Annotated in this window: 22 protein-coding genes; 8 read left to right on the top strand and 14 right to left on the bottom strand. The window is 73.2% G+C overall.

Annotated features, from left to right (window positions below; all coding sequences use genetic code 11):
* Positions 1 to 114 precede the first annotated feature (114 nt).
* Genes glgX through Q7A36_RS01250 form a run of 4 tightly spaced genes read right to left on the bottom strand, consistent with a single transcriptional unit; the run spans position 115 to position 7,310 of the window.
* On the bottom strand, positions 115 to 2,139 hold the full coding sequence (gene glgX, locus Q7A36_RS01265) for a glycogen debranching protein GlgX (RefSeq protein ID WP_305101820.1): 2,025 nt from the start codon (positions 2,137 to 2,139) through the stop codon (positions 115 to 117).
* The gene (glgA, locus tag Q7A36_RS01260) at positions 2,132 to 3,562 is read right to left on the bottom strand and encodes a glycogen synthase GlgA (RefSeq protein ID WP_305101947.1); all 1,431 of its coding nucleotides are present in this window, start codon (positions 3,560 to 3,562) and stop codon (positions 2,132 to 2,134) included. Before glgA ends, glgX begins: the two co-directional genes overlap by 8 nt.
* A 2-nt stretch (positions 3,563 to 3,564) precedes the next feature.
* The gene (gene glgC / locus Q7A36_RS01255; protein WP_305101819.1) at positions 3,565 to 4,830 is read right to left on the bottom strand and encodes a glucose-1-phosphate adenylyltransferase; all 1,266 of its coding nucleotides are present in this window, start codon (positions 4,828 to 4,830) and stop codon (positions 3,565 to 3,567) included.
* A 35-nt stretch (positions 4,831 to 4,865) separates the two neighbouring features.
* Complete coding sequence (locus tag Q7A36_RS01250) at positions 4,866 to 7,310, bottom strand: glycogen/starch/alpha-glucan phosphorylase (protein WP_305101818.1); 2,445 nt, start codon at positions 7,308 to 7,310, stop codon at positions 4,866 to 4,868.
* Positions 7,311 to 7,620: 310 nt separating this feature from the next.
* Here Q7A36_RS01250 and Q7A36_RS01245 point away from each other — a divergent pair, with 310 nt between their 5' ends.
* The 3 genes from Q7A36_RS01245 to Q7A36_RS01235 all read left to right on the top strand — a co-directional run bounded on the left by Q7A36_RS01245 (position 7,621) and on the right by Q7A36_RS01235 (position 11,185).
* Positions 7,621 to 8,691: a sensor histidine kinase gene (locus Q7A36_RS01245; RefSeq protein WP_305101817.1), complete on the top strand. Its 1,071-nt coding sequence runs from the start codon at positions 7,621 to 7,623 to the stop codon at positions 8,689 to 8,691.
* A 245-nt stretch (positions 8,692 to 8,936) separates the two neighbouring features.
* Positions 8,937 to 10,142: a CaiB/BaiF CoA transferase family protein gene (locus Q7A36_RS01240; RefSeq protein ID WP_305101816.1), complete on the top strand. Its 1,206-nt coding sequence runs from the start codon at positions 8,937 to 8,939 to the stop codon at positions 10,140 to 10,142.
* A gap of 83 nt (positions 10,143 to 10,225) precedes the next feature.
* Complete coding sequence (locus Q7A36_RS01235; RefSeq protein ID WP_305101815.1) at positions 10,226 to 11,185, top strand: Bug family tripartite tricarboxylate transporter substrate binding protein; 960 nt, start codon at positions 10,226 to 10,228, stop codon at positions 11,183 to 11,185.
* Positions 11,186 to 11,271: 86 nt separating this feature from the next.
* Here Q7A36_RS01235 and Q7A36_RS01230 read toward each other — a convergent pair whose 3' ends face one another.
* The 8 genes from Q7A36_RS01230 to Q7A36_RS01195 all read right to left on the bottom strand — a co-directional run bounded on the left by Q7A36_RS01230 (position 11,272) and on the right by Q7A36_RS01195 (position 18,245).
* Positions 11,272 to 11,646 (bottom strand): response regulator, encoded by a 375-nt coding sequence (locus Q7A36_RS01230; protein WP_305101814.1) that lies wholly within the window; start codon positions 11,644 to 11,646, stop codon positions 11,272 to 11,274.
* 106 nt (positions 11,647 to 11,752) lie between these two features.
* Complete coding sequence (locus tag Q7A36_RS01225; protein ID WP_305101813.1) at positions 11,753 to 12,220, bottom strand: surface-adhesin E family protein; 468 nt, start codon at positions 12,218 to 12,220, stop codon at positions 11,753 to 11,755.
* 19 nt (positions 12,221 to 12,239) lie between these two features.
* Positions 12,240 to 12,794, bottom strand: a complete 555-nt coding sequence (locus tag Q7A36_RS01220; RefSeq protein ID WP_305101812.1) for a DUF882 domain-containing protein — start codon at positions 12,792 to 12,794, stop codon at positions 12,240 to 12,242.
* A 22-nt stretch (positions 12,795 to 12,816) separates the two neighbouring features.
* The gene (locus tag Q7A36_RS01215; RefSeq protein WP_305101811.1) at positions 12,817 to 14,346 is read right to left on the bottom strand and encodes a L,D-transpeptidase family protein; all 1,530 of its coding nucleotides are present in this window, start codon (positions 14,344 to 14,346) and stop codon (positions 12,817 to 12,819) included.
* A gap of 301 nt (positions 14,347 to 14,647) precedes the next feature.
* A complete protein-coding gene (locus Q7A36_RS01210) occupies positions 14,648 to 15,994 on the bottom strand; it encodes a (2Fe-2S)-binding protein (RefSeq protein WP_305101810.1) in 1,347 nt (448 codons plus the stop codon).
* Positions 15,991 to 16,350: a (2Fe-2S)-binding protein gene (locus Q7A36_RS01205; protein ID WP_305101809.1), complete on the bottom strand. Its 360-nt coding sequence runs from the start codon at positions 16,348 to 16,350 to the stop codon at positions 15,991 to 15,993. Before Q7A36_RS01205 ends, Q7A36_RS01210 begins: the two co-directional genes overlap by 4 nt.
* Complete coding sequence (locus tag Q7A36_RS01200) at positions 16,337 to 17,458, bottom strand: NAD(P)/FAD-dependent oxidoreductase (protein ID WP_305101808.1); 1,122 nt, start codon at positions 17,456 to 17,458, stop codon at positions 16,337 to 16,339. The genes Q7A36_RS01205 and Q7A36_RS01200 overlap by 14 nt, the downstream gene beginning before the upstream one ends.
* Before the next feature lie 187 nt (positions 17,459 to 17,645).
* Positions 17,646 to 18,245 carry a DNA-3-methyladenine glycosylase I gene (locus Q7A36_RS01195; RefSeq protein WP_305101807.1) on the bottom strand — a complete coding sequence of 200 codons (600 nt, stop codon included), beginning with the start codon at positions 18,243 to 18,245 and terminating at the stop codon, positions 17,646 to 17,648.
* 82 nt (positions 18,246 to 18,327) lie between these two features.
* Between Q7A36_RS01195 and Q7A36_RS01190 the strand changes: the two genes are divergently transcribed.
* Together Q7A36_RS01190 and Q7A36_RS01185 are read left to right on the top strand one after the other, a co-directional pair.
* Positions 18,328 to 19,659 carry an aspartate aminotransferase family protein gene (locus Q7A36_RS01190; protein ID WP_305101806.1) on the top strand — a complete coding sequence of 444 codons (1,332 nt, stop codon included), beginning with the start codon at positions 18,328 to 18,330 and terminating at the stop codon, positions 19,657 to 19,659.
* Between the two features lie 41 nt (positions 19,660 to 19,700).
* On the top strand, positions 19,701 to 20,480 hold the full coding sequence (locus tag Q7A36_RS01185) for an SDR family NAD(P)-dependent oxidoreductase (RefSeq protein WP_305101805.1): 780 nt from the start codon (positions 19,701 to 19,703) through the stop codon (positions 20,478 to 20,480).
* 51 nt (positions 20,481 to 20,531) lie between these two features.
* Here the strand turns inward: Q7A36_RS01185 and Q7A36_RS01180 are convergent, their stop codons facing one another.
* On the bottom strand, positions 20,532 to 21,269 hold the full coding sequence (locus Q7A36_RS01180) for an SDR family oxidoreductase (protein WP_305101804.1): 738 nt from the start codon (positions 21,267 to 21,269) through the stop codon (positions 20,532 to 20,534).
* A 257-nt stretch (positions 21,270 to 21,526) separates the two neighbouring features.
* Between Q7A36_RS01180 and Q7A36_RS01175 the strand changes: the two genes are divergently transcribed.
* The 3 genes from Q7A36_RS01175 (at position 21,527) to Q7A36_RS01165 (ending at position 24,891) form a co-directional block, all read left to right on the top strand.
* Entirely contained in the window at positions 21,527 to 22,483 is a 957-nt protein-coding gene (locus Q7A36_RS01175) for a Bug family tripartite tricarboxylate transporter substrate binding protein (protein ID WP_305101803.1), read from the top strand.
* Positions 22,480 to 23,625 (top strand): iron-containing alcohol dehydrogenase, encoded by a 1,146-nt coding sequence (locus tag Q7A36_RS01170; protein WP_305101802.1) that lies wholly within the window; start codon positions 22,480 to 22,482, stop codon positions 23,623 to 23,625. Before Q7A36_RS01175 ends, Q7A36_RS01170 begins: the two co-directional genes overlap by 4 nt.
* A 150-nt stretch (positions 23,626 to 23,775) precedes the next feature.
* Complete coding sequence (locus tag Q7A36_RS01165) at positions 23,776 to 24,891, top strand: LLM class flavin-dependent oxidoreductase (protein ID WP_305101801.1); 1,116 nt, start codon at positions 23,776 to 23,778, stop codon at positions 24,889 to 24,891.
* A 25-nt stretch (positions 24,892 to 24,916) separates the two neighbouring features.
* On the opposite strand, the gene Q7A36_RS01160 is transcribed toward Q7A36_RS01165, so the two are convergent.
* Positions 24,917 to 25,447, bottom strand: coding sequence for a DUF4188 domain-containing protein (locus Q7A36_RS01160; protein WP_305101800.1), 531 nt, complete (start codon positions 25,445 to 25,447; stop codon positions 24,917 to 24,919).
* Positions 25,448 to 25,529 lie beyond the last annotated feature (82 nt).

Here is a 25,529-nt window from a genome sequence, read left to right as displayed (position 1 = left end):
CCCGCCCTTCCCCGTCGCCCGATCTCCTGTCCCGCGCGCATGCTGTCCCCTGTCCGGCCCCCTGTCTGGCCGCAGCGCAGCATGGGGCCGCGGGCCGCGGGCGACAACCGCGGCTCAGACCGCCGGCGTCTCCGCCAGCAGCAGCACGCTGCGCGGGGCGAGGAGGAGCGGTTCCGCGACGGGCCCCTCCCGCTCAGGCCCAACACTGTCAGCCAGCACCTGCCAGACGAAGCCCGGGCGCGGCGCCGGCAGGGCGAGCGGCAGCGCCTCCGCCCCGCCCTGCAGGGCGACCAGCACCCGGTCGGCCGCCTGCCCGCCGCGCGGCGGCTCGTAGAGCACCGCGACCAGGCTGCGCCGGCCTGCCTCCGCCCAGTCCGCCGGTCCCATCGCCGCGCCATCCGGCCGCAGCCAGGCGACGTCCGGCAGCCCGCCGCCATCCTGCGGCAGGCCGGTCAGCACCCGGTCGGCATGCAGCGCCGGATGCTCGAGCCGCGCCCGCACCAGCCGCGCGGCGAACTCCATCAGCCCGCGGTCCATCCCCGCCCAGTCGAGCCAGGAGACCGGGTTGTCCTGCGCATAGGCGTTGTTGTTGCCGCCCTGGCTGCGGCCGCATTCGTCGCCCATGGAGAGCATGGGCGTGCCCCGCGCCGCCAGGAGCGTCGCCAGCAGGGCCCGCACGTCGCCGGCGCGGCGGGCCAGCACCGCGGGATCCTCGGTCGGCCCCTCCACCCCGCCGTTCCAGGAGTGGTTCTCGTTGTGGCCGTCATGGCCGTGCTCGCCATTGGCCTCGTTGCGCTTGCGGGTGAAGGCGACCAGGTCGGCGAGGGTGAAGCCGTCATGCGAGGTGACGTAGTTGATGCTGTCGGAGACGCGCCGACGCGCCGGGCCGAAGAGGTCGGCCGAGCCGGCCAGCCGCGTGGCGAGGTCCGGCACCATCCCGGCATCGCCGCGCCAGAAGCGGCGGACCGTGTCGCGGAAGCGGTCGTTCCATTCGCCCCAGCCCGGCGGGAATTCGCCGAGGCGATAGCCGCCCCAGCCGATATCCCAGGGCTCGGCGATGACGATCCTCTCGCGCAGCAGCGGGTCCTGCCGCATGGCCTGCAGCAGCGGGGCATGCGGATCGAAGCCGCCCTCGCGCCGGCCGAGCACGGTGGCGAGGTCGAGCCGGAACCCCTCCACGCCCGCCGCCAGGACCCAGTGCCGCATGGCATCCATGGCCAGGCGCAGGGGCCAGGGCCGGTCCAGCGCCAGGGTATTGCCGCAGCCGGCCTCGTTGGCGTAGCGGCCGTCCGGCGCGAAGCGGTGGAAGGCGCGGTTGGCGAGGCCGCGGAGGGAGAGCGTCGGGCCGTCCTCGTCCCCCTCCCCGCTATGGTTGTAGACGACATCGAGGATTGCCCCGATGCCCGCGGCGCGCAGCGCGGCGATGGCGGCCCGCACCTCCTCCATCCCGCCGGGCGCCAGGCGCGGGTCGGGCGCGAGGAAGAGCACCGGGTTGTAGTTCCAGTGGTTGTTGAGGCCGAGCGGCGGCAGGTGCCGCTCATCGATGCCGGCCGCCGCCGGCATCAGCTCGACATGGGTGACGCCGAGCGCGCGCAGATGCGCGATCGCCGCGGGATGGCCGAGGCCGGCGAAGGTGCCGCGCAGCTCCTCCGGTACCTCCGGATGCAGCCGCGTGAAGCCGCGCACGTGCAGCTCGTAGATCACGCGGGGTCCGGGCGAGGCGGGCGGCGGCGGCGCGGGCGCCTCCGGCACCGGGACGACGGCCTTCGGCACGAAGGGGGCGCTGTCGGCGCCGTGGCGCAACTGGCTCTCATGCAGGCGGAAGGGCCGGTCGATGCGCCTGGCCCAGGGATCGAGCAGCAGCTTCGCGGGATCGAAGCGATGGCCGGCCCACGGCTCCCAGGGTCCATGGGCGCGCAGGCCGTAGCGCGCCCCCGGCCCGATCCCCGGCACATGGCCGTGCCAGACATCGCCCGTCCGTCCCGGCAGGGGGTGGCAGGCGATCTGCACGTCGCGGATGGCGTCGAAGAGGCAGAGCTCGATTGCGGTCGCATCCGGCGCGACCACGGCAACATTCACGCCGGCCGCATCGGCGGTGGCGCCGAGCGGCTCCGGCCGGCCTTCCCCGATCTCAGCCATGCGGGGCCGCGATCTCCCGGAACAGCGCGGCATAGCGCGCGGCGGAGCGGCGCCAGGAGACGTCGCAGGCCAGCGCATTGGCCTGGATGCGTGCCCAGGCCGCCCTGTCGCGGACCAGCGCGGCGGTCCGCTGGATCGCCGCGGCCAGCATCGCGGCATCGCCCGGGGCCGATTGCAGGCCGGTCGCGCAGCCGGCGGCCAGCGCCATCTCGTTGGCATCGATCACCGTATCCGCCAGCCCGCCGGTGCGGGCGACCAGCGGCGGCGCGCCGTAGCGCAGGGCGCAGAGCTGGGCGAGGCCGCAGGGCTCGAAGCGCGAGGGCACGAGCACGCAATCGGCGCCGCCATAGGCCAGCCGCGCCAGCCCCTCGTCGAAGCCGATCACGGCGCCGACCCGGCCGGGATGCGCGGCGGCCGCGGCGCGGCAGCGCGCCTCCAGCGCCGCCTCCCCGGTGCCGAGGAGGGCAAGCTGCCCGCCGGCGTCGAGCAGCGCCGGCAGCGCCTCCAGGATCAGGTCCACGCCCTTCTGCCAGGCCAGCCGGCCGACGAAGGCGAAGAGCGGCGCCGCGGGATCCTCGGCGAGGCCGAAGCGCGCCTGCAGCGCCGTCCGGTTGGCCGCGCGCGGCGCCCGGTCGGCAGCCGAGAAGCGCGCCGCCAGCGCCGGGTCGGTCGCCGGGTCCCAGGCCGCGACGTCCAGCCCGTTCAGGATGCCGGAGACCTCGCCGGCGCGGCCGCGCAGCAGCCCGTCCAGCCCCATGCCGCCCTGCGGCGTGCGGATCTCCTCGGCATAGGTGGGGGAGACGGTGGTGATGCGGTCGGCATACCAGAGGCCGGATTTCAGGAAGCCGACCGAGCCGAAATACTCGAGTCCCTCGAGGCTCCAGGCGCCGGGCGGCAGGCCGAGGCGCGGCAGCAGCGAGGGCGGGAATTGCCCCTGGAAGGCCAGGTTGTGGATGGTGAAGACGCTGGGCACGCGCCGCGGCGCGCCGAGCCGCAGATAGGCCGGCGCGAGGCCCGCCTGCCAGTCATGCGCATGCAGCGCATCGAAGCCGAGCGCGAGGGCGGCCTCCGCCGCGGCGAAGCCGAGGGCGGCGAAGCGGAGGCCGTTGTCCTCCCAGGGCTCGCCATCCGGGCCGTTATAGGGATTGCCCGGGCGGTCGAAATGCCTTGGCGCGTCCAGCACCAGCACATCGAGGCCGCCGGCTCGCGCCCGCAGCAGCCGCGCCGGGCCGAAGCGGTCGGGCAGGACCAGCGCCTCCGCCGCGCCCGAGACCGCGCGCATGACGGCCGGGTAGCCCGGCAGCAGGGTGGTGACCGCGATGCCCTCCGCCGCCAGCGCCGCCGGCAGCGCGCCCGCCACATCGGCGAGACCGCCGGTCTTGACCAGCGGGAAGGCTTCCGAGGCCGCCGCGAGCACCCGCAGCGTCATGCCGCGAGCTTGTCCAGCATGGCCTGGGTGATCAGGCAGACGCCCTTCTCCGTGCGGCGGAAGCGCCGCGCATCCGCCACCGGATCCTCGCCCACCACCAGCCCGGCCGGGATACGGACGCCGCGGTCGACGACGACATTGGCCAGCCGCGCATGCCGGCCGACATCGACCTGCGGCAGCAGCACCGCGCCATCCACCCTGGCATAGGAGTGCAGGCGCACGCCGGTGCAGAGCAGCGAGCGCCTGGCGGTCGCGCCGGAGACGATGCAGCCGCCGGAGACGAGGGAGCTGATCGCCTCCCCCCGCCGTCCCGCGAGGTCGTGGACGAACTTGGCCGGCGGCACCACCTCGGCATAGGTCCAGATCGGCCAGTCATGGTCGAAGATGTCGAGTGGGGGCACGACATCGGTGAGGTCGATATTCGCCTCCCAATAGGCATCCACCGTGCCGACATCGCGCCAGTAGGGCGCCGTCTCGGCGGCGGAGCGGACGACGCTCGCCTCGAAGCGGTGCGCCTGGGCCTGGCCATCGGCGACCATGCGCGGGATGATGTCCTTGCCGAAATCATGCGCCGAGGCCGGGTCGGCCGCGTCGCGGCGGAGCTGCGCGACCAGCATCCGCGTCTCGAAGACATAGATGCCCATGCTGGCGAGCGACCGCGCGGGATCGCCGGGCATGCCGGGCGGATCGGCGGGCTTCTCGAGGAATTCGGTGATCCGGCCGGAGGCATCGACCGCCATGACGCCGAAGCCCCTCGCCTCCTCCCGCGGGACCGTCATGCAGCTCACGGTCACGCCGGCGCCGCTGTCGAGGTGCTGCTGCAGCATCACCTCGTAGTCCATCTTGTAGACGTGGTCGCCGGCGAGGATGACGATGTGCCGCGGCGCCAGGTCTTCGATGATGTCGATGTTCTGGTACACCGCATCGGCCGTGCCGAGATACCAGTTGTGCTCCGACACCCGCTGGCTGGCCGGCAGGATGTCGAAGCTCTCGTTCCGCTCGGGCCGGAGGAAGTTCCAGCCGCGCTGCAGGTGGCGGATCAGGCTATGCGCCTTGTACTGCGTCGCCACCGCCACGCGGCGCACGCCGGAGTTGAGCGCGTTCGACAGGGCGAAGTCGATGATGCGCGACTTGCCGCCGAAGAAGACCGCCGGCTTGGCCCGCTTGTCCGTCAGTTCCATCAGCCGGCTGCCGCGCCCGCCCGCCAGCACGAAGGCCATGGCGGTGCGAGCGAGCGGGCCCTCGGTCCGGGTCCTCGACATCGGCATCGTCCCATCCCCCCGGTGCCCGCCGGGCCTCAGCCCCCGACCGGCACCCGCCAGATCTCCGCCGCATATTCGGCGATGGTGCGGTCGGAGGAAAACCAGCCGACCTGCGCCGTGTTGAGCACCGCGCTGCGCCACCAGGCAACGGGGTCCTGCCAGCGCGAATCGGCCCGGCGCTGGGCATCGAAGTAGCTGTCGAAATCCGCGCCGACCATGAAATAGTCGTGACCGCGGATGGACCCCATCAGGTCGCGGTAGCGGCCGCGATCGTCCGGCGAGAAGACGCCCGACTCGACCGCCTCCAGCACCTCGCCGAGTCGCGGCGAGGCCTGGACGGCCCCGGCGCCATGCGACCCGTCATGGCGGCGGGCCTCCACCTCCTCGGTCGTCAGGCCGAAGATGAAGATATTGGGGTCGCCCACCCGCTCGCGGATCTCGACATTGGCGCCGTCGAGCGTGCCGATGGTCAGCGCGCCGTTCAGCGCCAGCTTCATGTTGCCGGTGCCCGAGGCCTCCATGCCCGCGGTCGAGATCTGCTCGGACAGGTCGGCGGCCGGCACGATCATCTCGGCCAGCGAGACGTTGTAGTTCGGCAGGAAGGCGACGCGCAGCAGGTTGCGCACGGTCGGGTCGCTGTTCACCACCCGCGCCACGTCATGCGCCAGCTTGATGATCAGCTTGGCGCGGTGATAGCTGGCCGCCGCCTTGCCGGCGAAGATTTTTACCCGCGGCACCCAGTCGAGGTGGGGCTGGGCGCGGATCGCATCGTAGAGCGCCACTGTCTCCAGGATGTTCAGCAACTGGCGCTTGTATTCGTGGATGCGCTTGATCTGGACGTCGAACATGGCGCCGGGATCGACCCGCAGGTCGAGCTGCTGGCGGATCAGCGCCGCCAGCGCCTCCTTGTTCGCGCGCTTCACCGCGGCGAAGCGGTCCCGGAAGGCCGCGTCCTCGGCCAGCGGGATCGCCGCCTCCAGCCGCCCGGCATCGTCGAGCACCGCGGGTCCCACCGCCTCCACCAGCAGCCCGGCCAGCCCGGGATTGGCCTGGTGCAGCCAGCGGCGGAAGGTGATGCCGTTGGTCTTGTTGGTGATCCGCTCCGGCGCCAGGGTGTGGAAGTCGCGGAAGACGGTCTTCTTCAGCAGGTCGGAGTGCAGGGCGGAGACGCCGTTGACCTTGAAGGAGCCGACGAAGGCGAGATGCCCCATGCGCACGCGCCGGCCATGGCTCTCCTCGATCAATGAGACGCTGGCGAGCAGCCGGACATCGCCCGGATGCGCCGCCCGCACCGCGTCCAGGTGGTGCGCGTTGATGAGGTAGATGATCTGCATGTGGCGCGGCAGCAGCCGCTCCATCAAGGGCACCGCCCAGCTCTCCAGCGCCTCCGGCAGCAGGGTGTGGTTGGTGTAGTTGATGCAGCCGCGGGTGACCGCCCAGGCCTCCTCCCAGGACATGCCGTGCAGGTCGACGCAGATGCGCATCAGCTCGGCGACCGCGATCGCCGGATGCGTGTCGTTGAGCTGGATCGCCACCTTCTCCGGCAGGCCGGTGAGGTCGCCATAGACGCGCAGGTGCCGCCGGACGAGGTCCTGCAGCGCGGCCGAGGTGAAGAAGTATTCCTGCCGCAGCCGCAGTTCCTGCCCCGCCGGCGTCTCGTCAGAGGGGTAGAGGACCTTGGAGATCGCCTCCTGCCGCATGCGGTCGGCCAGCGCGCCGACATGGTCGCCGAAATTGAAGGCCTCGAGCTTCAGCGGGTCGAGCGCCCGGGCGGACCAGAGGCGCAGCGTGTTCACATGCTTCCCGCGCCAGCCAACCACCGGCGTGTCATAGGCCACGGCCTGCACTGTCTCGGCGGGGTGCCAGACATGCCGCACCTCGCTCTCGGAGACGCGCACCGCCTCCACCGAGCCACCAAAGCCGATGTCGTGCGCGATCTCCGGCCGGGCGAATTCCCAGGGGTTGCCGAAGGTCAGCCAGTCCTCGGGGTATTCGTGCTGCCAGCCCTCGCGCAGGATCTGCCGGAACAGGCCGTGCTCGTAGCGGATGCCGTAGCCGAAGGCGGGGATGGCGAGGCTCGCCAGGCTCTCCATGAAGCAGGCGGCGAGCCGGCCGAGGCCGCCATTGCCCAGCGCGGCATCGGATTCCGCCTGCCGCACCGCGTCGAAATCGACCCCGAGCGGTGCCAGCGCCTCCCGCAGCGTGTCCATCATGCCGAGATTGCTGACGCTGTCGCGCAGCAGCCGGCCGACGAGGAATTCCAGGCTGAGGTAGTAGACCTGCTTCTGCCCCGTCTCGTAGGCGGCGCGGGTCGCATCCAGCCAGCGGTCGATGACCCGGTCGCGCACGGCGAGTGCGGTGGCGAGGAACCAGTCGCGGTCACGCGCGCCGCTTCGGCTCTTCCCCAGGTCGTAGGTGAGCTTGCGCACGATCGCATCGCGCAGCGCCGCCGCATCCTCGGCCGCGTCGAGGGGTTCCATCACATCCGTCACTGAATCGCGTGCCCTTTTTGGAAAGCGGCCCTGCTGCCGGGCCGAGGCCCTATCTGCCCGAAGGTGCCGTCCATTTGAAGCAAAAGCGATGCCCGGACGGCGCGCGATGGCGCCGCCCGCGGCCGGCCCGGCCTGCCGGGATCGGTCCGCATGTCGAATGCGGGTAAGCGGGCCTGTTTGTCCATTTCAAGACATAACCGAAAGTGGGAGCACATCTTGCAAGACATGGTCTCACATTTTCCTTTACATCCACCGGCGCAGACCCGAAAAGATTCGACAACAAATCGCCTGACTGGACATGCTCGCGACCGAAACCAGGGAAAGCCTGGGCCCGAGTGACGCCAAGGACGGCCCCTCCCAACCGGCGCAGGGCCTGCCCGCGCCGTCCGACGGCGGCTCGGGCGCAGCACTGCTCCGGGCCAGGGCCGATCTGGCCCGGAGCATCGCCTGCGACCGGCTGGACGTCCTTGCCGCCGGACCCGAGCTCGGGCCGGCCGGGCCGGACGCGCCGCTGCCGGTTCGCCTCGCCGCCTGGCTGGACCGCGCGGCGCCGGGCGGCCTGATCGCCCTCGACCGCCTGCCGCCCGAAGCGCCGGCCGCGGGCCGCCTCCTCAGCATCGCCCTGACGCGCGAGCGCATCCTGTGGCTGCGGGGCGCGGCGGCGCCGCCCTGGAGCGAAGCCGAGCGCGCCACGGCCGCGGCACTCCGCACCGCCTGGCTGGAAGCCGCGCTCGAAGAGGCCGAGAGGGAGGCCGCGCGGAACGCCGCCGCCTCCCAGCAGGCCTTCCTGATGGCCGAGCTCGATCACCGGCTGAAGAACATCATGGCGAATGTCCAGGCTCTGGTGCGGCTCAGCCGGCATGGCGCGACCAGCGTCGAGGACTTCATCAGCGATCTCGAGCAACGGCTGCGGGCGCTGGCCGCAGCGCATGGCCTGCTCCACCGCAGCCGCCGGCAGGGCGCGCAGCTCCGCGCCCTGGTCGCGCTGGAACTCGGGCCGCATGCCGCCCGGGCCGGCGGGCGTGTCGCCACCCGCGGGCCGGACATGCTGCTGCGGCCGCCAGCCGCCCTCGCCCTCAGCCTGGCGCTGCACGAGCTGGCGACCAATGCCGCCAAGCATGGCGCCCTTTCGGTTCCGGAGGGCCGGGTCTGGCTGTCCTGGCGGCAGGGGTCGGCGGGGCTGCTGCTCCGCTGGCATGAGTCGGGCGGGCCGCCGGTGCGCGCCCCGCAGCGGCGCGGCTTCGGCCTGACGGTGATCGAGCGCAGCATGGCGCATGGCCTGGGCGGGACCAGCCGACTGGAATTCGCAGCATCGGGCCTGCGCTGCACCATCGGCATCCCGGCAACGCAACTCGCCCCCGTCGCGTAAGCAAACCCCTCGGGGTTTGCGCTGCAACAAACTCCTGAGCAGCCTTTCGCGGGTTGGGCCGCGAAAGGCTGCTCAGGCGCGCAAGCGCCTGCGCGCGCCGCGGCGGCATGGCGCTGGCCCCGGGGCCTCCCCGCCCCGGCGCGCCGGTTTCCGCCCCGCGGCGAACTGCTCTAGGCTTCCCGCAAGCAGGCAGGGGAGAGAAACGGCATGCCATCGACCGACCGCGCCGGACGGGGCCGCCATCGGTGAGCGGGACGCCGCCCGCGACCGGCCCGCTCGCCGGCATCCGCGTGCTCGACCTGACCGCGGTGGTCCTCGGCCCGCTCGCCACCCAGACGCTGGGCGACTGGGGCGCCGAGGTGATCAAGGTCGAGACGCTGGCCGGCGACCTCCTCCGCAATTCCGGCCTCTTCCGCAACCGCGGCATGGCCTCGGTCTTCCTCGGGGCGAACCGCAACAAGCGCTCGGTCGCGCTCGACCTGAAGACGCCGGAGGGGGCGGAGGTGCTGCGGCGGCTGATCCCGACCGCCGATGTGCTGGTCACCAATATCCGCCCGGCCGGCATGGCGCGGCTCGGCTTCGGGCCGGAGCATTGCCGCGCGCTGAACCCGCGCATGGTCTTCGCTGTCGCGACGGGCTTCGGCCAGGACGGGCCGCACCGCGCCCGCCCGGCCTTCGACGAGATCATCCAGGCCGCCTCCGGCCTCGCCGACATCGTCGGCGAGGAGGATGGGCGGCCGCGCTTCGTCCCTTCGCTGGTCGCCGACAAGATCACCGGCATGGCGCTGGTGCAGGCGGTGCTGGCGGCGCTGTTGCACCGCGAGCGGACCGGCGAGGCGCAGCTCGTCGAGGTGCCGATGCTCGAGACGCTGACCGCCTTCGTCGCCGTCGAGCACCAGGGCGGCCATGGCTTCGACCCGCCGATCGGCGAGCCCGGCTACAAGCGCCTGCGGCACAGGAAGCCGGTGGCGACGAAGGACGGCTGGATGACGCTGCTGCCCTATACGGCGGCGCATTGGCGCGCCTTCTTCACCGCGGCCGGGCGGCCGGAGCTGATCGAGCAGCTCTCGGTGGACGACCCGGTGAAGCGCAACGCGCAGATCGACCAGGTCTATGCCGCGGTCGCCGAGATCGCGCCCGGGCGCAGCACCGCCGAATGGCTCGCGCTCTGCGAGGAACTCGACATCCCGGCGACCGCCTTCTCCACCGTCGGCGACATCGCGGAGCACCCGCATCTGCGTGCGGTGGAGATGTTCCAGCCGATGCAGCACCCGACCGAGGGGCAGCTCCGCATGGCGAAGCCGCCGACCCGCTTCGCCGCGACGCCCGCCAGCATCCGCCGGCCGCCGCCGCGGCTCGGCGAGCATACCGACGAGGTGCTGGCCGAGCTCGGCTATACGGCGGAGGAGATCGCCGCCATGGCCGGGCGCCGGGCCATCCGGCGGGGCTGATGCCGAGCGGCGTCGCGGCCGCGCCAGACGACAGGCCATGCCGGCCAGCAGGTGTGCCGGCCGGCATGAGGAGAGAGCACGCGATGCAGAGACGCCACCTGATCGCCGCGGCATTCGCGGCACCCGCCTTCGCCCGCGCCCAGGGCTTCGACCGGCCGCTGCGCATCATCGTCCCGAACGCGCCGGGCGGCACCAGCGACATCCTCGCCCGCCTCGTCGCCGGGCCGCTCGGGCAGCGGCTCGGCCAGGCGGTGATCGTCGAGAACCGCGCCGGCGCCGGCGGCAATATCGGCGCCGACTATGTGGCGAAGAGCGCGCCGGACGGCACCACGCTGCTGCTGCTCGATGTCAGCGTGCTGGCGACCAATCCCTTCCTCTTCAGCCGCCTGCCCTTCGACGTGGAGAAGTACTTGGCGACGGTGACCATGCTGGTCTACGCGCCCTATATCCTGGCGGCGGCGAACCGGCTGCCGGTGCAGGACGCGGCGGGCCTGGTCGCGCATGCGAAGGCCAATCCCGGCGCGCTCAACGTCGCCAATTCGGGCACCGGGACGCTGTCGCACCTCGTTGCCGTGGCGCTCGGCGCGGCCTGGGGCACGGAGATGACGCATGTGCCCTATCGCGGCGGCGCGCCGGCGCTGCTCGCGGTGGCGAGCGGCGAGGCCGACCTGACCATGGCGGGCGCGACGCAATCCATGCCCTATGTCACCGGTGGGCAGATGCGCGGCATCGCCGTCTCCGGCCCGCGGCGCCTGCCGACCCTGCCGGCGCTGCCGACCTTCGCCGAGCTGGGCTGGCCGCAGGCCGATGCCGGCACCTGGCAGGGCGTGCTGGTGCAGGGCAACACGCCCCCGGCCCTGGTGGCACGACTGGAGGAGGCGCTGCGCGCGGCGATGCAGGAGCCGGTGGTGCGGCAGCGCGTCGCGGAACTCGGTGCCGAGCTGCGCACCGACGGCGCCGCCGCCTTCCGGGACAAGCTGCGCGCGGATACCGCGAGCCTCGGCCAGGTGATCCGGACGCACGACATCCGGCTCGACCAGTAGGGTTCGGCCTGCGCAAAACCACCGAACTTGCGACGGAAGGCCCGTCTGCCCGCTTCCCGTGCTGACAGGCCTTCCTTCGCAAACTCTCAGGGCGAGCGGTCCGGCCCTTCCGCCCCGGCTTCCCGGATCTTGGCCGCAAGCTGTTCCGGCGCGAAGGGCTTCTGCAGGAAGCGCTCGCGTCGCCGGTTGGCACGGCCGGGCAGGTCGGGGGTGGTCCCGCTGATCAGGATCACCTCCACATCCGGATGCCGCTGCCGCGCCAGGTCCGCCAGGTCGAAGCCATTCAGCCCGGGGCCGAGATTGACGTCGGTGACCAGCACGTCCGGCACCTGCCCGGCGCCGAGCAGGATCAGCGCATCCTCGGCATTGGCCAGCCCATCCACCTCGAAGCCGTCGCCGTCCAGCGTCTCCGACAGCACGCTTCGCACCAGGGCGTCATCCTCGATCAGCAGCACCCGCATGGCGTTCCCACCCCCCGCATCGGCCTATAACGCGCCACGCGGGGATGGGTTCGCCCGGCCTCAACCATTGGACATAAAGCCTGCGGGGGTTGCGACGCCCTACGGCTCAGAGCGAACAGGCCGCCTCGAGGAAGACGGCGACCAGGGTGCCCGGCTGCACCCCGCGCTCCTCCGGCGGGCGGGGCTTCTCCTCGAGCTCGAGGCCCTGAGCGTCCGGCGCGCGGTACCAGGTGCCCTCGATCGGCCGCCAGGACTGCGCCTCGCAGCGGTAGTCCGCGAGGAAGGCAACGCTGCGCGCCCGGCCGCCGGTCTCGGGCAGGCGGATCGGATCGACGAGGTTCAGCACGATCCAGACCCGGCGCAGCCCGTCCTCCCAGTGCACCGCCTCGGAGGCGGCGAAGGCCGCGGCATAGCCGCCGCGGCGGTCGAGCGGGATCCGCCGCCAGGCCTCCCGCGGCGCCAGGGCGACCTGTGGCGGGACGGGCTCGGCCGGGGCGGCGACGGGCGGGGCCTCGGGCGCCTGCGCGCAGCCGAGCAGCAGCAGGAACGGCAGCACGCCGCCGGGCACGCGCATCAGCGTCCTTTCCAAACCGTCACCAACGCCGTGCCGGCCCGCAATCCAGGTGCACGAAGCCGTCGCGGCGGTACAGCCCGACGCCGCCGACCTGCATCCCGGCGGCCAGCCGCGCCATGCCGAAGCTGTCCCGGCCGATCAGCCGCACATCGGCCGCCATGCCCGACATGTGCAGCGAGGCGCGCGAGACCCGGCGCGACTCCCGTGCCCGCGCCTCGTTGGTCTCGGGCGAGCGATAGCCGCTGATGACCTCGAAGCCCTCGCTCGCCTCCATCTGCCGCGCCACCGTGTGGAGGACATCGAAGAGCCGCGGATCCATCGGCGTCGCCTCGTCCCGCGCCGGGTCGCGCAGCACCCAGTCGAGCCGGCGCAGCGCCTCGCGGTCGTAGCGGCCGTCGCGCCAATAGACGCCGTCGAAGCTCTCATTGGTCTGCAGGCGATGGATGGTCAGGCTGCGCGGCTCCCCGCCGGTGGCGAGCGCCAGCGCCTCCCCGCCGCCCGCCGCCGCGCCGACCAGCGCCGCGCCGGCGGCGAGCGCGCTCCGCAGCAGGCCGCGGCGACCAAACGCGGGCACCCCGCAGCAGGCGCAACGCATCTCAGCGCAGCCGGAGCTCGGCGACGCGCGGCAGGCGCGGCGCGTCGAGGGCGCGGGCATAGGCCTCGTCCAGGCCATAGAGGTCCTGCCGGACGCGCACCTCCGCCCCCTCCACGGTCACCGTGGTGTAGTGCAGCCGCACCGGGACCGGCCGGGCGACGGTGACCGCGGTGGTCTGCCGGCCCTCCAGCACCTGGTCGATCCGCGCCCGGTCCCAGCCCGCCATGCCCTGCAGCGCGATGTCGAGCAGCTCCATCGGCTTCTCCAGCCGGATGCAGCCCGAGGAGAAGGCGCGCTCCGCCCGGCGGAAGAGCTGGCGGTCGGGCGTGTCGTGCATGAAGATGTCCTCGGTGTTCGGGATGACGAACTTGATCCGGCCGAGGGCATTGGCCTCCCCCGCATCCTGGCGGATGAGGTAGGGGAAGCGTTCCGGGGTCACGCTGCGCCAGTCGATGGTGGTGGGGTCGATCTCGATCCGCTGGCCATCGGCGAAGCCGAAGACGCGGAAGCCCTTCTCCATCATCGCCCGGGCATTGGTCCGGAATTTCGGCAGCAAATCCTCCCGCGCGTTGCGCTCCGGCACGCCCCAGGGCGGGTTGAACATGACCGCGGCGAGGCGCGTGCGCAGCACCGGCGTGGCGCGCGCCGGCTTGCCGACGATGACGTTCATGTCGAGCAGCACCCGGCCGGCCTCGATCACCTGCAGGCGCTGGTGCGGGATGTTCACCTCGATCCGCCGCTCCGCCCCCGGCGCCGCCGCGGCGCGGCGCATGTCGAGGGCGACGCGGAGCTGGCGGATCGTCACCTCGGCCGGGCGGTTGAGGGCGGCGAAGGTCATCCGGCCGATGCGCCCGTCGGGCTCCAGCGCCTCGGCCGCCTGGAAGCGGCGGAGGGCCGCGACCAGCGCCTCGTCATAGACCAGCGGGTCCTCCGGATGCATGGCGGCGACGGCGGGGTCGGTCGCGGCCAGGCGGGCGCGGAGCGCGGGGACGCGGACCGGGTCGACGGTGCCGGGCTCCAGCGCCTCCGTCCCCGGCATGGGCGGGACTGTCGGCAGCCCGCCCGCGGCGGCCCGGGCACGGGCGGCGGCCAGCGCGCGCTTCAGCGCCGCCGCCTCGGGCGGCAGCAGCGCGGCGCGGTCGATCACCGTGGCCGGCTCCGGCGCGGTCGAGAGCTCGGCCATCCAGGGGGCGAGCGGCAGGGCGGCGGTGTCGCGGCGGAGATCGACCCGGCCCGGCAGGTCCCGCACCTTGCCGTGCAGCAGGTCCGACACCGCGGCCCCGGCGGCCTGCTTCAGCGCGGCCCGCCAGGCCGCCGGATCGGCCTCGGCCAGGGTATCGGCAGGGATGGCGTAGTCGCGCGGGTCCAGCCCGTCCTCGGTGAGGCGGCGGAGGCGCGCGGCCAGGCGCAGCAGCGCCTCCGTCCCCTGCACGGCATGCATGACCGCCTGCGAGGCCGGGACCTTCGCATGCGCCGGGGGAAGCGCCAGCCCGGCGGCGCCGAGCAGGGTCAGGGCCAGGAGCGTTCGCACGGATTGGTGATACAGGGCCGCGGGCCGCCGCGCCAAGCCTGAGCGCGAGTCGCGCGCGCCGATAAATCCGGCTCAAGCCGGCTCAATCCCCCCGAATTCCCATAAATTCCTCTGAGTCCGATCCGGTCCCATCGGGCGCCAGGCCCTTGCTTTGCCAGCAATCCCGGCCGCCGCGACCATGGGAATTTTAGAATTTTACGGCCTCCCGCCCGGGGCCCGCGGCACGCCGCGGACATGCCTACGGCGGTGACGATATTCCTATACCGGACGGCCGGGGTGTCTGGCAAGGCCGCAGTCCCCCCTATCCGCCCGCGAGTTCCGCAACCGTCAGCGGCTTGTAGGGCGCGCGCGGGCGGAGCGTGCCGACCGCCTCGGGCGTGGTGCCGCGGGCCTCGGCGATGAGGGCGGCGACGGTCGCGCCGCAGATCCGGCCCTGGCAGGGGCCCATGCCGGCCCGGCAATAGGCCTTCACCTGGTTCGGCCCGGTCGCGCCGAGGCGGGCGGCGGCGCGCACCTGGCCTGCCGTCACCTCCTCGCAGCGGCAGACCAGGGTGGCGTCCTCGGGCGGCGCCAGCACCCAGCCGGGCGGGGCATGGAGCGCATCGAGGAAGGGCCGCAGCGCGAGTGCGGCGCGCCGGGCGGCGAGCAGCGGCGCGGTGCGGCGGGCGAAGCCCTCCTCCGTCAGGCGGCCGAGGCGGCGCGCCGCGTCGCAGGCGGCCAGCCGCCCGGCGGCGACCGCCGCCTGCCAGCCGCCGATGCCGGCGCCATCGCCTGCGACGGCGACCCGCGGGTGGGAGGCGGCGCCGAAGGCATCCACCCGCGGCCGCCAGCAGCGCTGCGCCGCGTCCCAGGCGTGGTCGAGGCCGAGGGCGAGCGGGATGTGGGTCGCCGGCACCACGCCCTCATGCAGCAGCAGCGTGTCGCAACCGGTCGCGCCGCCCTCCCAGGTCACGCGGGCGACGCGGCCCTCGCCCTCCGCGCGCAGGCCGGCGACGGCGGGGCGGCGCGGGATGCGGCGGGTCTCGGCCAGCAGGGCGAGGCCCTTCGCCAGCAGGGGCAGGCCGGCGACCAGGCCGCCGGCCCGCAGGGCGGCGCCGAGGCGGCCCTTCGGCGTGGTCTCCAGGATCAGGGCCGGCGGCGCGCCGGCGCGCTGCAACTGCGCCGCCAGCAGCCAGAGCAGCGGCCCCTGCCCCGCCAGCACCGTCCGTCCCCGCGGCACCGCGCCCACCGTCTTCAGCAGGATCTGCGCGGCGCCCGCCGTCATCACGCCCGGCAGGGTCCAGCCGGGGATGGGCACCGGCCGCTCCTGCGCGCCGGTCGCCAGCAGGATGCGCCCGGCGGCAAGCTCAGCGGTGCGGCCGCCGGCGAGCAGCGAGAGGAGGCCCGCCTCCGGCTCGAGGTGCCAGAGCGTCGTGCCCGGGCGGTAGTCGATCCGGGCGGCGCGGAAGGCGCGGACCAGCGGCAGGCCGGCGGCGTAGTCCGCGCCGAGCGCGCGGTCGGCGGACGCGGCCTCGACGCCGCGGAAGACCTGGCCGCCGGGGGCCGGGTTCTCGTCGATGACGGCGACCGAGAGACCGAGATCGGCGGCCTCCACCGCCGCGGCCATGCCGGCCGGGCCGGCGCCGATGATGGCGAGGTCGACGCTCATGCCCCGAGGGCCACCCGCGCGCCGCGCTGCGGCGCGATGCGCATGCCGGGCGCGACCGGGACCATGCAGGCCTGGCGGTTGGGGATGCCGTCGATCTCGGCGAGGCAGTCGAAGCAGACGCCCATCATGCAGTAGGGGAGGCGCGGTGCGTCGGAGACCGGCGTCTCCCGGATCAGCGGCGCATCCGCCAGCAGCACCGCCGCCGCGGCCGAGGCGCCCTCCGGCACGCGCAGCGCGACGCCGTCGACGAAGACCTCGACGGTGGCGGCGCGCGCCGCGGGCGGGTCCGATTCACGCCTCCGGTGCTCGGCTTCGCCTCCGCCCTGCGGCGATCGGACCCGGTCAGGACGCAGCACGAACATCGAAGCGCCCGGCGGTGAAGGGATCGAGCATGGGGTCGAGCCGGCCCTCGGCGATCATCGGCGCCAGCAGACGCGCATGCGCGCCGGCGAGAGTGACGCCGGAATGGCAGTTGGCGGTGAAGGCGCCCGGGAAGCGCGTGGATTCGTCGTAGATCGGCAGCCCGTCCGGCGCCATGACGCGCAGCGCCGACCAGGCGCGGACGATGTTGAGCCGGCCGATCCAGGGGAAGCACAGCACCGCGCGGTCGGCGATCTGCCGCATGACCTCGGGCGACTGGCGGAGGTCGAAGCCCACCTCTTCCATGCTGTCGCCCAGCATCAGGCTGCCCTCCTGCGTCTGGCGGATGGTTGTCGTGGGCATGGGCATCAGTTCCGCCGCGCGCTTCGTCACCAGCACCTGGCCGCGCTGCGGCCGCACGGGCGCCGAGAGGCCGAAGCGCGGCGCGAGATCGGCATTGCCGAGCCCGGCCGCCAGCACGATGCGGGGCGCCGCGAACCGCCGGCCGCCGGCGGTGACGGCGAAGTCGCGCGGGGCGGCCTGCCCCGCCTCGACCCTGGCATTCGGCACATAGGCGCCGCCCGCCTGCGTGAAGGCGCCGTGCAGGGCATGCAGCAGGCGGAGCGGATTGGCATGGCCGTCATAGGGGGTCCAGGAGGCGCCGACGACCCGCGGGCCGAGGCCGGGCAGCATTGCCCGCAATTCCGGCGCCTCGATCATGCGGTACTCGAAGCCGTGGTTCCCGGCCTCGGCCTGCATGCGCGCCATCCGGGCGGCGCGGTCGGCCATCTCGGTGTCGGAGAGGCAGAGATGCACCCCGCCGGGCTGGCGCAGGCCGAGATCCTCGCCGGTTCGGGCGCCGAGGTCCTCGGCCAGCGCCGGCCATTCGGCGGCCGAGGCGCGGGTCCAGCGCTGGTACCAGGGCGCGCCGAGGCCCTTCGATTGCACCCAGACCAGGCCGAAATTGCCGCGGCTGGCGCGGTAGGCGGTGTCGCCCTCGTCCAGCAGGGCGGTGGCGAGGCCCCGGCGCTGCAGCCCCCAGGCGATGGCGGCGCCGACCAGGCCGCCGCCCACCACGATCGCGTCGAAGGAGTCGGAGCGCATGGGGGGAGGAGACGGCCTGGTGGCGTGGGCGTCAAGGAAGGCCGGGGAGGAAGTATCCTCCCGTTGGACGCCCTCGGCGTCCAACCCACCTCTATTTCTGTGGGTTTGCGCTCGCCGCGCGGCGGCACCCGACTCAGAAAAGGCAAAGGTGGGGTTTGGGGAGGAAATGCTTTTTCCTCCCCAATCTTCACTCCGGCCGCCGGAACGCCGCGCGCGCCGCCGCGGCCTCGGCGCGGATGGCGCAGCCCTCGGCATGGTCGTTGATCAGCCCCATGGCCTGCAGGAAGGCATGCACGGTGGTCGGGCCGACGAAGGCCCAGCCGCGGCGCTTCAGGTCCTTCGACAGCGCGACGGAGGTCTCGGAGGTCGCCGCGCCGGGCGGCGGCGGCGTCTCCGGCTCGAACCGCCAGATGTAGCGGGCCAGCGAGCCCTCCTGCCGCACCAGCTCCTGCGCCCGGCGGGCGTTGTTGACCACGGCCTCGATCTTGCCGCGGTGGCGGACGATGCCGGCATCGCCGAGCAGGCGCTGGACATCGGCCTCGGTGAAGGCGGCGACGCGGTCGATCTCGAAGCCGTGGAAGGCGGCGCGGAAATTCTCCCGCTTGGCCAGGATCGTCCGCCAGCTCAGGCCGGACTGGAAGCCCTCGAGGCAGAGCTTCTCGAAGAGGCGCGTGTCCTCGGCGACCGGGAAGCCCCATTCGCGGTCGTGGTAGGCGAGGTAGTCCGGCGTCGCCACGCACCAGTGGCAGCGCGGGTGGCCATCCGGGCCGGGGAGTGTCCTGCTCATCCTGTCGCCTCTCCGTGCATCGGGCGTGTTGACCCCGCCCCCCGGCCGCGCGAGCCTTCGCGGCCCCCGGGAGGATCGTTGCATGAGCCCGCTGGATACCGCCGCCGCGCCGCCGCGCAACAGCGACCTCGAGGCCGCGCTGGCCGAGGCGCGCGAGGCCTATGCCGCGAAGCGCCCGAAGAGCGCCGCGATCCATGCGGAAGCGCGGGCGGTGATGCCGGGCGGCAATACCCGGACCGTGCTGTTCTACACGCCCTTCCCGACCGCCATGGTGCGCGGCGAGGGCTGCCGGCTCTGGGATGCCGACGGGAACGAGTACCTCGACCTGCTCGGCGAGTATTCCGCAGGCCTCTTCGGCCATTCGGAGCGGCGCATCCTGGATGCGGTGAAGGCGGCGCTGGACGCGGGCATCAACCTCGCCGCCGTCGGGGAGAAGGAGAGCCGGCTCGCCCGGCTGATCGCGGGGCGCTTCCCCTCGGTCGAGATGGTGCGCTTCACCAATAGCGGGACCGAGGCGAACCTGATGGCGCTCGCCGCCGCCCGCGGGTTCACGGGCCGGGTGAAGACCATGGTCATGCGCGGCGGCTACCATGGCGGCGTGCTGACCTTCGCCACCGAGGCATCGCCGGTCAACGTCCCGATCCCGCTCGCCTTCACCGACTACAACGACCCGGAGGCGGCGACGCGCGACATCCTGGCCGAGGGCGACGGGCTCGCCGCGGTGCTGGTCGAGCCGATGCTGGGCTCCGGCGGCTGCATCCCGGCGAGCGTCGAATTCTTGCAGGCGCTGCGCGAGGCGACGCGCAGGACGGGCGCGGTGCTGATCTTCGACGAGGTGATGACCAGCCGCCACGGCCCCGCCGGCCTGCAGGGGCTGACCGGCGTGACGCCGGACATGACGACACTCGGGAAATACATGGCGGGCGGGATGAGCTTCGGCGCCTTCGGCGGCCGCGCCGACATCATGGCGGTCTTCGACGGCCATAGGCCCGGCGCCCTGCCGCATGCCGGGACCTTCAACAACAATGTCTGGTCCATGGCCGCGGGCTGCGTCGCGATGGGCGAGATCTTCTCGGCCTCGGCCGCCGAGGCGCTCTACGAGCGGGGTGAAAGGCTGCGGGAGGCGCTGAACGCTGCCTGCGCCCGGGCCGGGGTGCCCATGCAGTTCACCGGCCGCGGCTCCATGCTCTGCCCGCATTTCCGGGCGGGGCCGGTCACCGCGCCCTACAGGGCCACACCCGCCGAGGACAGGCTGCGGGAGTTGTTCTTCTTCGACATGCTGGCGGCGGGGATCTACCTGGCGCGGCGCGGGATGGTCGCGCTCTCCCTGCCCGTCTCCGAGGCCGATTGCGACCGGACCGTGGCGGCGGTCGAGGAGTTCATCGCCGCGCGGCGGCCTCTGCTGGCGGGATAGCCGTCCCGGGACTACCCTGGCGGCGGACCCAGGAGACCGCCATGGCCATCCCCCCCATTCCGGAGCGCCGCCTGTCGAACCAGGCGCGCCGGGTCATGCTGCTGACCGGCGCCTCCCGCGGGATCGGGCATGCGACGGTGAAGGTCTTCTCGGCCGCGGGCTGGCGCGTGCTCACCGTCTCCCGCCAGGCCTTCCCGGAGGAATGCCCCTGGGATGCCGGCCCGGAGGACCATATCCAGTGCGACCTGGCGAGCCCGGTCGACACGCTGCGCGCCATCAAGGAGATCCGGCTGCGGCTGGAGCCGGAGGGCGGCCGGCTGGATGCGTTGGTGAACAATGCCGGCATTTCGCCGAAGGGGCCCGGCGGCGCGCGGATGGGGGCGATCGAGACCTCGGTCGAGGACTGGACGACCGTCTTCCAGGTGAATTTCTTCTCCTCCATCATGCTGGCGCGCGGGCTGATCGAGGAACTGCGCCGCGCCTCGGGCGCGGTGGTGAACGTGACCAGCATCGCCGGCGGCCGGGTGCATCCCTTCGCCGGCGCGGCCTATGCGACGTCGAAGGCCGCGCTGATGGCGCTGACGCGGGAGATGGCGCACGACTTCGGGCCCTTCGGCATCCGGGTGAACGCCATCTCGCCGGGCGAGATCGACACCGCCATCCTCTCGCCCGGGACGGAGAAGATCGTGGAGGAGCAGATCCCGCTGCGGCGCCTCGGCAAGACCTCCGAGGTGGCGAAGGCGATCTACTTCCTCTGCACCGATGCCTCGTCCTATGTGAACGGGGCGGAGATCCACGTGAATGGCGGGCAGCACGTGTGATACCGTCCGGCAGACGTCCCGACGTCTGCCGGCGGGCCGGTATGAGGGGGGCTATCGCCCCCCGCTGACCGGCACCAGGGCCCCGGTGACGTAGCTCGCGCCATCGGAGAGCAGCCAGAGCACCGCCTCCGCCACCTCCTCCGCACTGCCGGCGCGGGCCATGGGGACGCCGGGCGACATGCGCGCCACGCGGTCCGGCATGCCGGCCGCGGCGTGCAGTTCCGTCTCGATCAGGCCGGGATTGACCGCATTGACGCGGATGCCCTGCGGCGCCGCCTCCTTGGCGAGGCCGATGGTCAGCGTGTCCACCGCACCCTTGCTCGCGGCGTAGTGGATCCACTCCCCCGCCCCGCCGAGTTCGGAGGCGCGGGAGGAGACGTTCACGATCGCGCCGCCCTGCGGCAGCACGTCCAGCGCCTGCCGGCAGCAGGCGACCAGGCCCAGCACATTGGTGCGGAACACCGTCTCCCAGATCGCGTCGGTGCTCTCGCGCAGCGTCGATTTGGGGCCGGTGATGCCGGCATTGTTGACCAGCGCGTCGAGGCGCCCGAAGCGCTCCTTCACCTGCGCGAAGGTCGCGGCCACCGCCTGCGGGTCGGCAACGTCGGCCTGCAGCGCCAGGGCCTGTGCGCCCGCGGCCTTCGCCGCCGCCTCGGTCTCCGCCGCGCGGGCGGCATTGCCGGCATAGGTGAAGGCGACGTCCCAGCCGCGCGCCGCCGCCAGCCGGACCACCGCCGCGCCGATCCCGCGCCCGCCGCCGGTCACCAGCAGCACCTTCCTCTGGGCCATGGCCCTCCCCTTTTTCCTGCGTTCCGGGCAGCATAGGCGGGAAACGCCATGGGAGGGAGCGATGTTCGGGGCGGACCTGGCGGCCGGACGCCGCGTGCCGGTCACCGGCGGCGGCCGGATCGTGGCGGGGATCCGGGGCCGCCGAGGCCGTGGATACCGAGACAGCGGTCTTTGCCCGGGACGATGCGGCCTGGCCGAGGACGCGGGCGAGGATCCGCGCGCGCAACCCCGCCGTCACGGCAGGGCGGGGGCGTGAGATGCACCGCCGCAGCCTGATCGCCGCGACGCTCGCCGTCCCCGCCCTCGCCCATGCGCAGCAGCAGCGCGTGGTGCGCCTCGTCCTCGGCTTCCCGCCCGGCGGCTCGGCCGATTTCATCGGGCGGGCGATGATGGAGACGATGGGCCGGGCGCTCGGTGCCACCATCGTCATCGACAACCGCCCCGGCGCCGGCTCGAACATCGCCACCGAACACGTGGCACACGCGGAGCCGGACGGCACCACGCTGCTGCTCGGTGGCAATTTCAGCCATTGCGTGAACCCGGTGATGTACCGGCGCGTGTCCTTCGACCCGGTCGCCGATTTCACGCCCATCGGCATGGTCTGCGACCTGCCGACCATCATCGCGGTCAGCGCGGACAGCGGCATCAGGACCTTGCCCGACCTGCTGGCGCGCATGCGGGCGCGGCCCGGCCGCTGGAACTACGGCACGCCCGGCATCGGCACGCCGAGCCACCTCGCCGGCGCCATGTTCAGCCGCGTCACCGGCCTCGACTGGACGCATGTACCCTTCCGCGGCGGCGCGCCCTCCCTCGCCGCGCTGCTCGCCGGCGACATCGAGGCGATCGTGGCGACGCCGCCGGTCGTGCTGCCGCAGCTTCGCGCCGGCAAGGTCACCGCCCTGTCGCTGACCACCGCGAAGGCCTCCCCCGTGATCCCCGGCATTCCCGGCGCGGCGGCGGCCGGGCTGCCCGGCCTCGACATCGCGGGCTGGTACGGCGTCTGGGGCCCGGCGCGGCTGCCCGCGCCGATCCGCGACCGCAGCGTCGCCGCGCTCGACGCGGCGCTGTCGGACCGCCTGGTGCAGGAGCGCTTCGCCACCGAGGGGCTGCAGGCCTTGCCGAGCGAGAGCCCGGAGGCCTTCGAGGCCTTCATCCGCCGGGAGATGCCCTTCTGGGCGCAGGTCGTGAAGGACGCAGGAGCAACCGCGGAATGAGCACGAGCATCCATCGCTGGCCGGCGCAGCAGCGCGTCCGGACCGGCCCCCTGGCGGAGACGCTGCCGCCCGAGATCGCCGACTGCACGCGCGTGCTGCTGGCGACGACCCGCTCCCTGGCGAAGAGCGAGATCGCGGCGGCGGTGCGCGCCGCGATCGGCGCGAAGCTGGCCGGCGAGCACGCCACCATGCGCGCCCATTCGCCCTTCGAGGACGTGCTCGCCCTCGCGCAGATGCTGCGCGAGACGCGGGCGGAGCGCGTCGTCGCCCTCGGCGGCGGCAGCGTCATCGACGGCGCCAAGGTCGCCTGCCGCGCGGTCTGGGCCGGCGCGACCGACCGGGCGGCGCTGGCCGGCCTCGCCGTCTCCCGCGGCGCCGAGCCGGAGGACTGGGATGCGCAGGAGCCGAGCCCGCGCATCGTCGCCGTGCCGACCACGCTCTCGGCCGCGGAATTCGCGCCGCATGCCGGCTATACCGACCTCGAGGCCGGGCGGAAGATGCGGGCGGTGGAGCCGAGCCAGGTGCCGCGCGCCGTGATCCTCGACCCCGCGGCGACGCTGGAGACGCCGGCGGAACTGCTGCTCTCCTCCGGCATCCGCGCGGTGGACCATGCGGCGGAGCGGCTCTGCGCCACCCGGCGCGCACCCTTCTCCGACGCCGTCTCCCGCCAGGCGCTGCTGATGCTGGCCGAGGCGCTGCCGGCGATCCACCGCGCGCCGCGCGACCTCCCGGCGCGGGCCGCGGCGCAGCAGGCCATGTGGCTCTCCGTCATGGGCGGCTGGTCCGGCGTTCCGGTCGGGGCGAGCCATGGCATCGGCTATATCCTGGGCGGCGCGCGCGGGGTGCCGCACGGCATCACCTCCTGCCTCGGCCTGCCGGCCGTCATGCAGTGGAACGAGCCGGTGAACGGGGAGGCCCAGGCCGAGGTCGCGCGCCTGCTGGGCGGCACGCGCGGGCACGAGGCGCTGCGGGGCTTCATCCGCGGCCTCGGCCTGCCGACGACGCTGGCCGAGGTCGGCATCGCCAAGGACGAGATCGAGGGCCTGGCCGCGCGCTGGGACGGCGGCCCGCCGATCGCCACCAATCCGCGCAAGGTGGAGGGGCCGGCGGATGTGGCGGCGATTTTGCGCCTGATGCGGTAGGCACCGTCGCGGCGGCAGCGCCTGCCGCCGGACGTCACGCGGCCGGGACGTTGCGCCCCGGCTTTTCCGGCTTGCGCGCCGGCCGCAACCGGCGCGAGCATCCCTCCGCAACCGGGGCCGGACCCCGGGCCGATCAGGAGGATGTCCACAATGGAATTCGGCTATTTCTCCATGCCCTCCCACCCCCCTGAGAGGGGGCTGAAGGAGGGGCATGACTGGGACCTCCAGACCATCCGCTGGCTGGACGAGCTCGGCTTCTCCGAGGTCTGGATCGGCGAGCACCACACCGCGCCCTGGGAGCCGCATCCGGCGCCCGACCTGCTGCTGGCGCAGGCGATGCTGCAGACCAGCCGCATCCGCCTCGGCCCCGGCGGCTTCCTGCTACCCTATCACCACCCGGCCGAGCTGGCGAACCGCGTCGCCATGCTCGACCACCTGTCGAACGGGCGGCTCAATTTCGGCATCGCCGCCAGCGGGTTGCCGAGCGACTGGGCGATGTTCAACGTGGACGGCATGTCCGGCACCAACCGCGAGATGACGCGGGAGGCGCTGGACATCATCCTGAAGATGTGGTCGTCCGACGGTCCCTTCCACTACGACGGCAAGTACTGGAAGGTGGACAAGCCGGACACGATGTTCGGCTTCCTCAAGCCGCACCTGAAGCCGCTGCAGCAGCCGCATCCGCCGATCGGCGTCGCCGGCCTGTCGAAGAACTCCGACACGCTGAAGATGGCGGGCGAGCACGGCTTCCTGCCGATGTCGCTGAACCTCAACCCGGGCTACGTGAAGAGCCACTGGGAGAGCGTCGAGGCCGGCGCCCGCAAGGCCGGCCGCACCGCCGACCGCAAGGACTGGCGGCTGGTGCGGGAGATCTTCGTCGCCGACACGGATGAGGAGGCGTGGCGGCTCTCGGTCGGCTCCATGATGGGCCGGATGATGGGCGAGTACTTCCTGCCGCTGCTGTCGAATTTCGGCTTCAAGGAATACCTCAAGCACAGCCCGGAGGTGCCGGACAGCGACGTCACCGTGGAGTATTGCGCGAAGCGGAACTGGCTGGTCGGCTCGCCCAGGACGGTCGCCGAGAAGATCGAGAAGATCTACGAGGATGTCGGCGGCTTCGGGCAGCTCCTGGTCTTCGGCTTCGACTACCAGGAGAACCCGGGCGCCTGGCGCCACTCCCTGGAGCTGATCCAGCAGGAGGTGATGCCGCGGGTGAAGCACCTGGTGCCGAAGGCGCCCGGCGCGACGCTGGCCGCGGCGCAGTAGCGCCGCTGCTCTCGGGCGGGCCGGGTCAGACCGTCCCGCCCTGCGGCGCCCCGGCCATCGGGCCGCCGCCTTCCGCCCCGGCCGTGGCGGCGAGCCTGCCGCGGCCGGTGGCGCGCGGGCCGGTCGCCTCCTGTAGCGCACCGGCCCGGCCGAGGCCGAAGGGGGGCATGTTCACATAGACGCTCTCGTACCGGCCGGAGCCGACCAGGTAGGTCTCGTGCCAGATCCCGACATCGCCATTGGTCCCGATGGCCTGGTTGAAGGCCCGCCAGGCCGGCAGATGCGCCCTCTCGCGCGCCGTCGCATAGGCGTCGAGCTGCGCATGGCTGCGCCAGTACTGCACCACCATGGCCTCCCGCAGGCCGACATGCGTGCGGTGGTGCAGCAGGCCGAGCTCCGGCTGCGCCTCCAGCTCCCGCAGCATGCGCGGCATGGCGCGCAGCACGGGCAGCCAGCGATGCAGCTTCCAGGGGCGGTTCAGCCGCATGCCGATGAGGAAGAGGACGAGCTCGCCCTCGACCTCGGCGCAGACGCGCTTCGGGATGATGGGGGCCACGGCCGGTTCTCCCGTGATGCCGGCGTGATGTAGCACGCCAGGGCACGCGCCGCCCGCGCCGGCGTTGGAGTTGGTGGACAAT

This window comes from Paracraurococcus lichenis (assembly GCF_030657435.1).
Taxonomy (GTDB): domain Bacteria; phylum Pseudomonadota; class Alphaproteobacteria; order Acetobacterales; family Acetobacteraceae; genus Paracraurococcus; species Paracraurococcus lichenis.
Note: the sequence above shows the minus strand (reverse complement) of the source record. Positions and strands in the feature narration are given on the sequence as shown.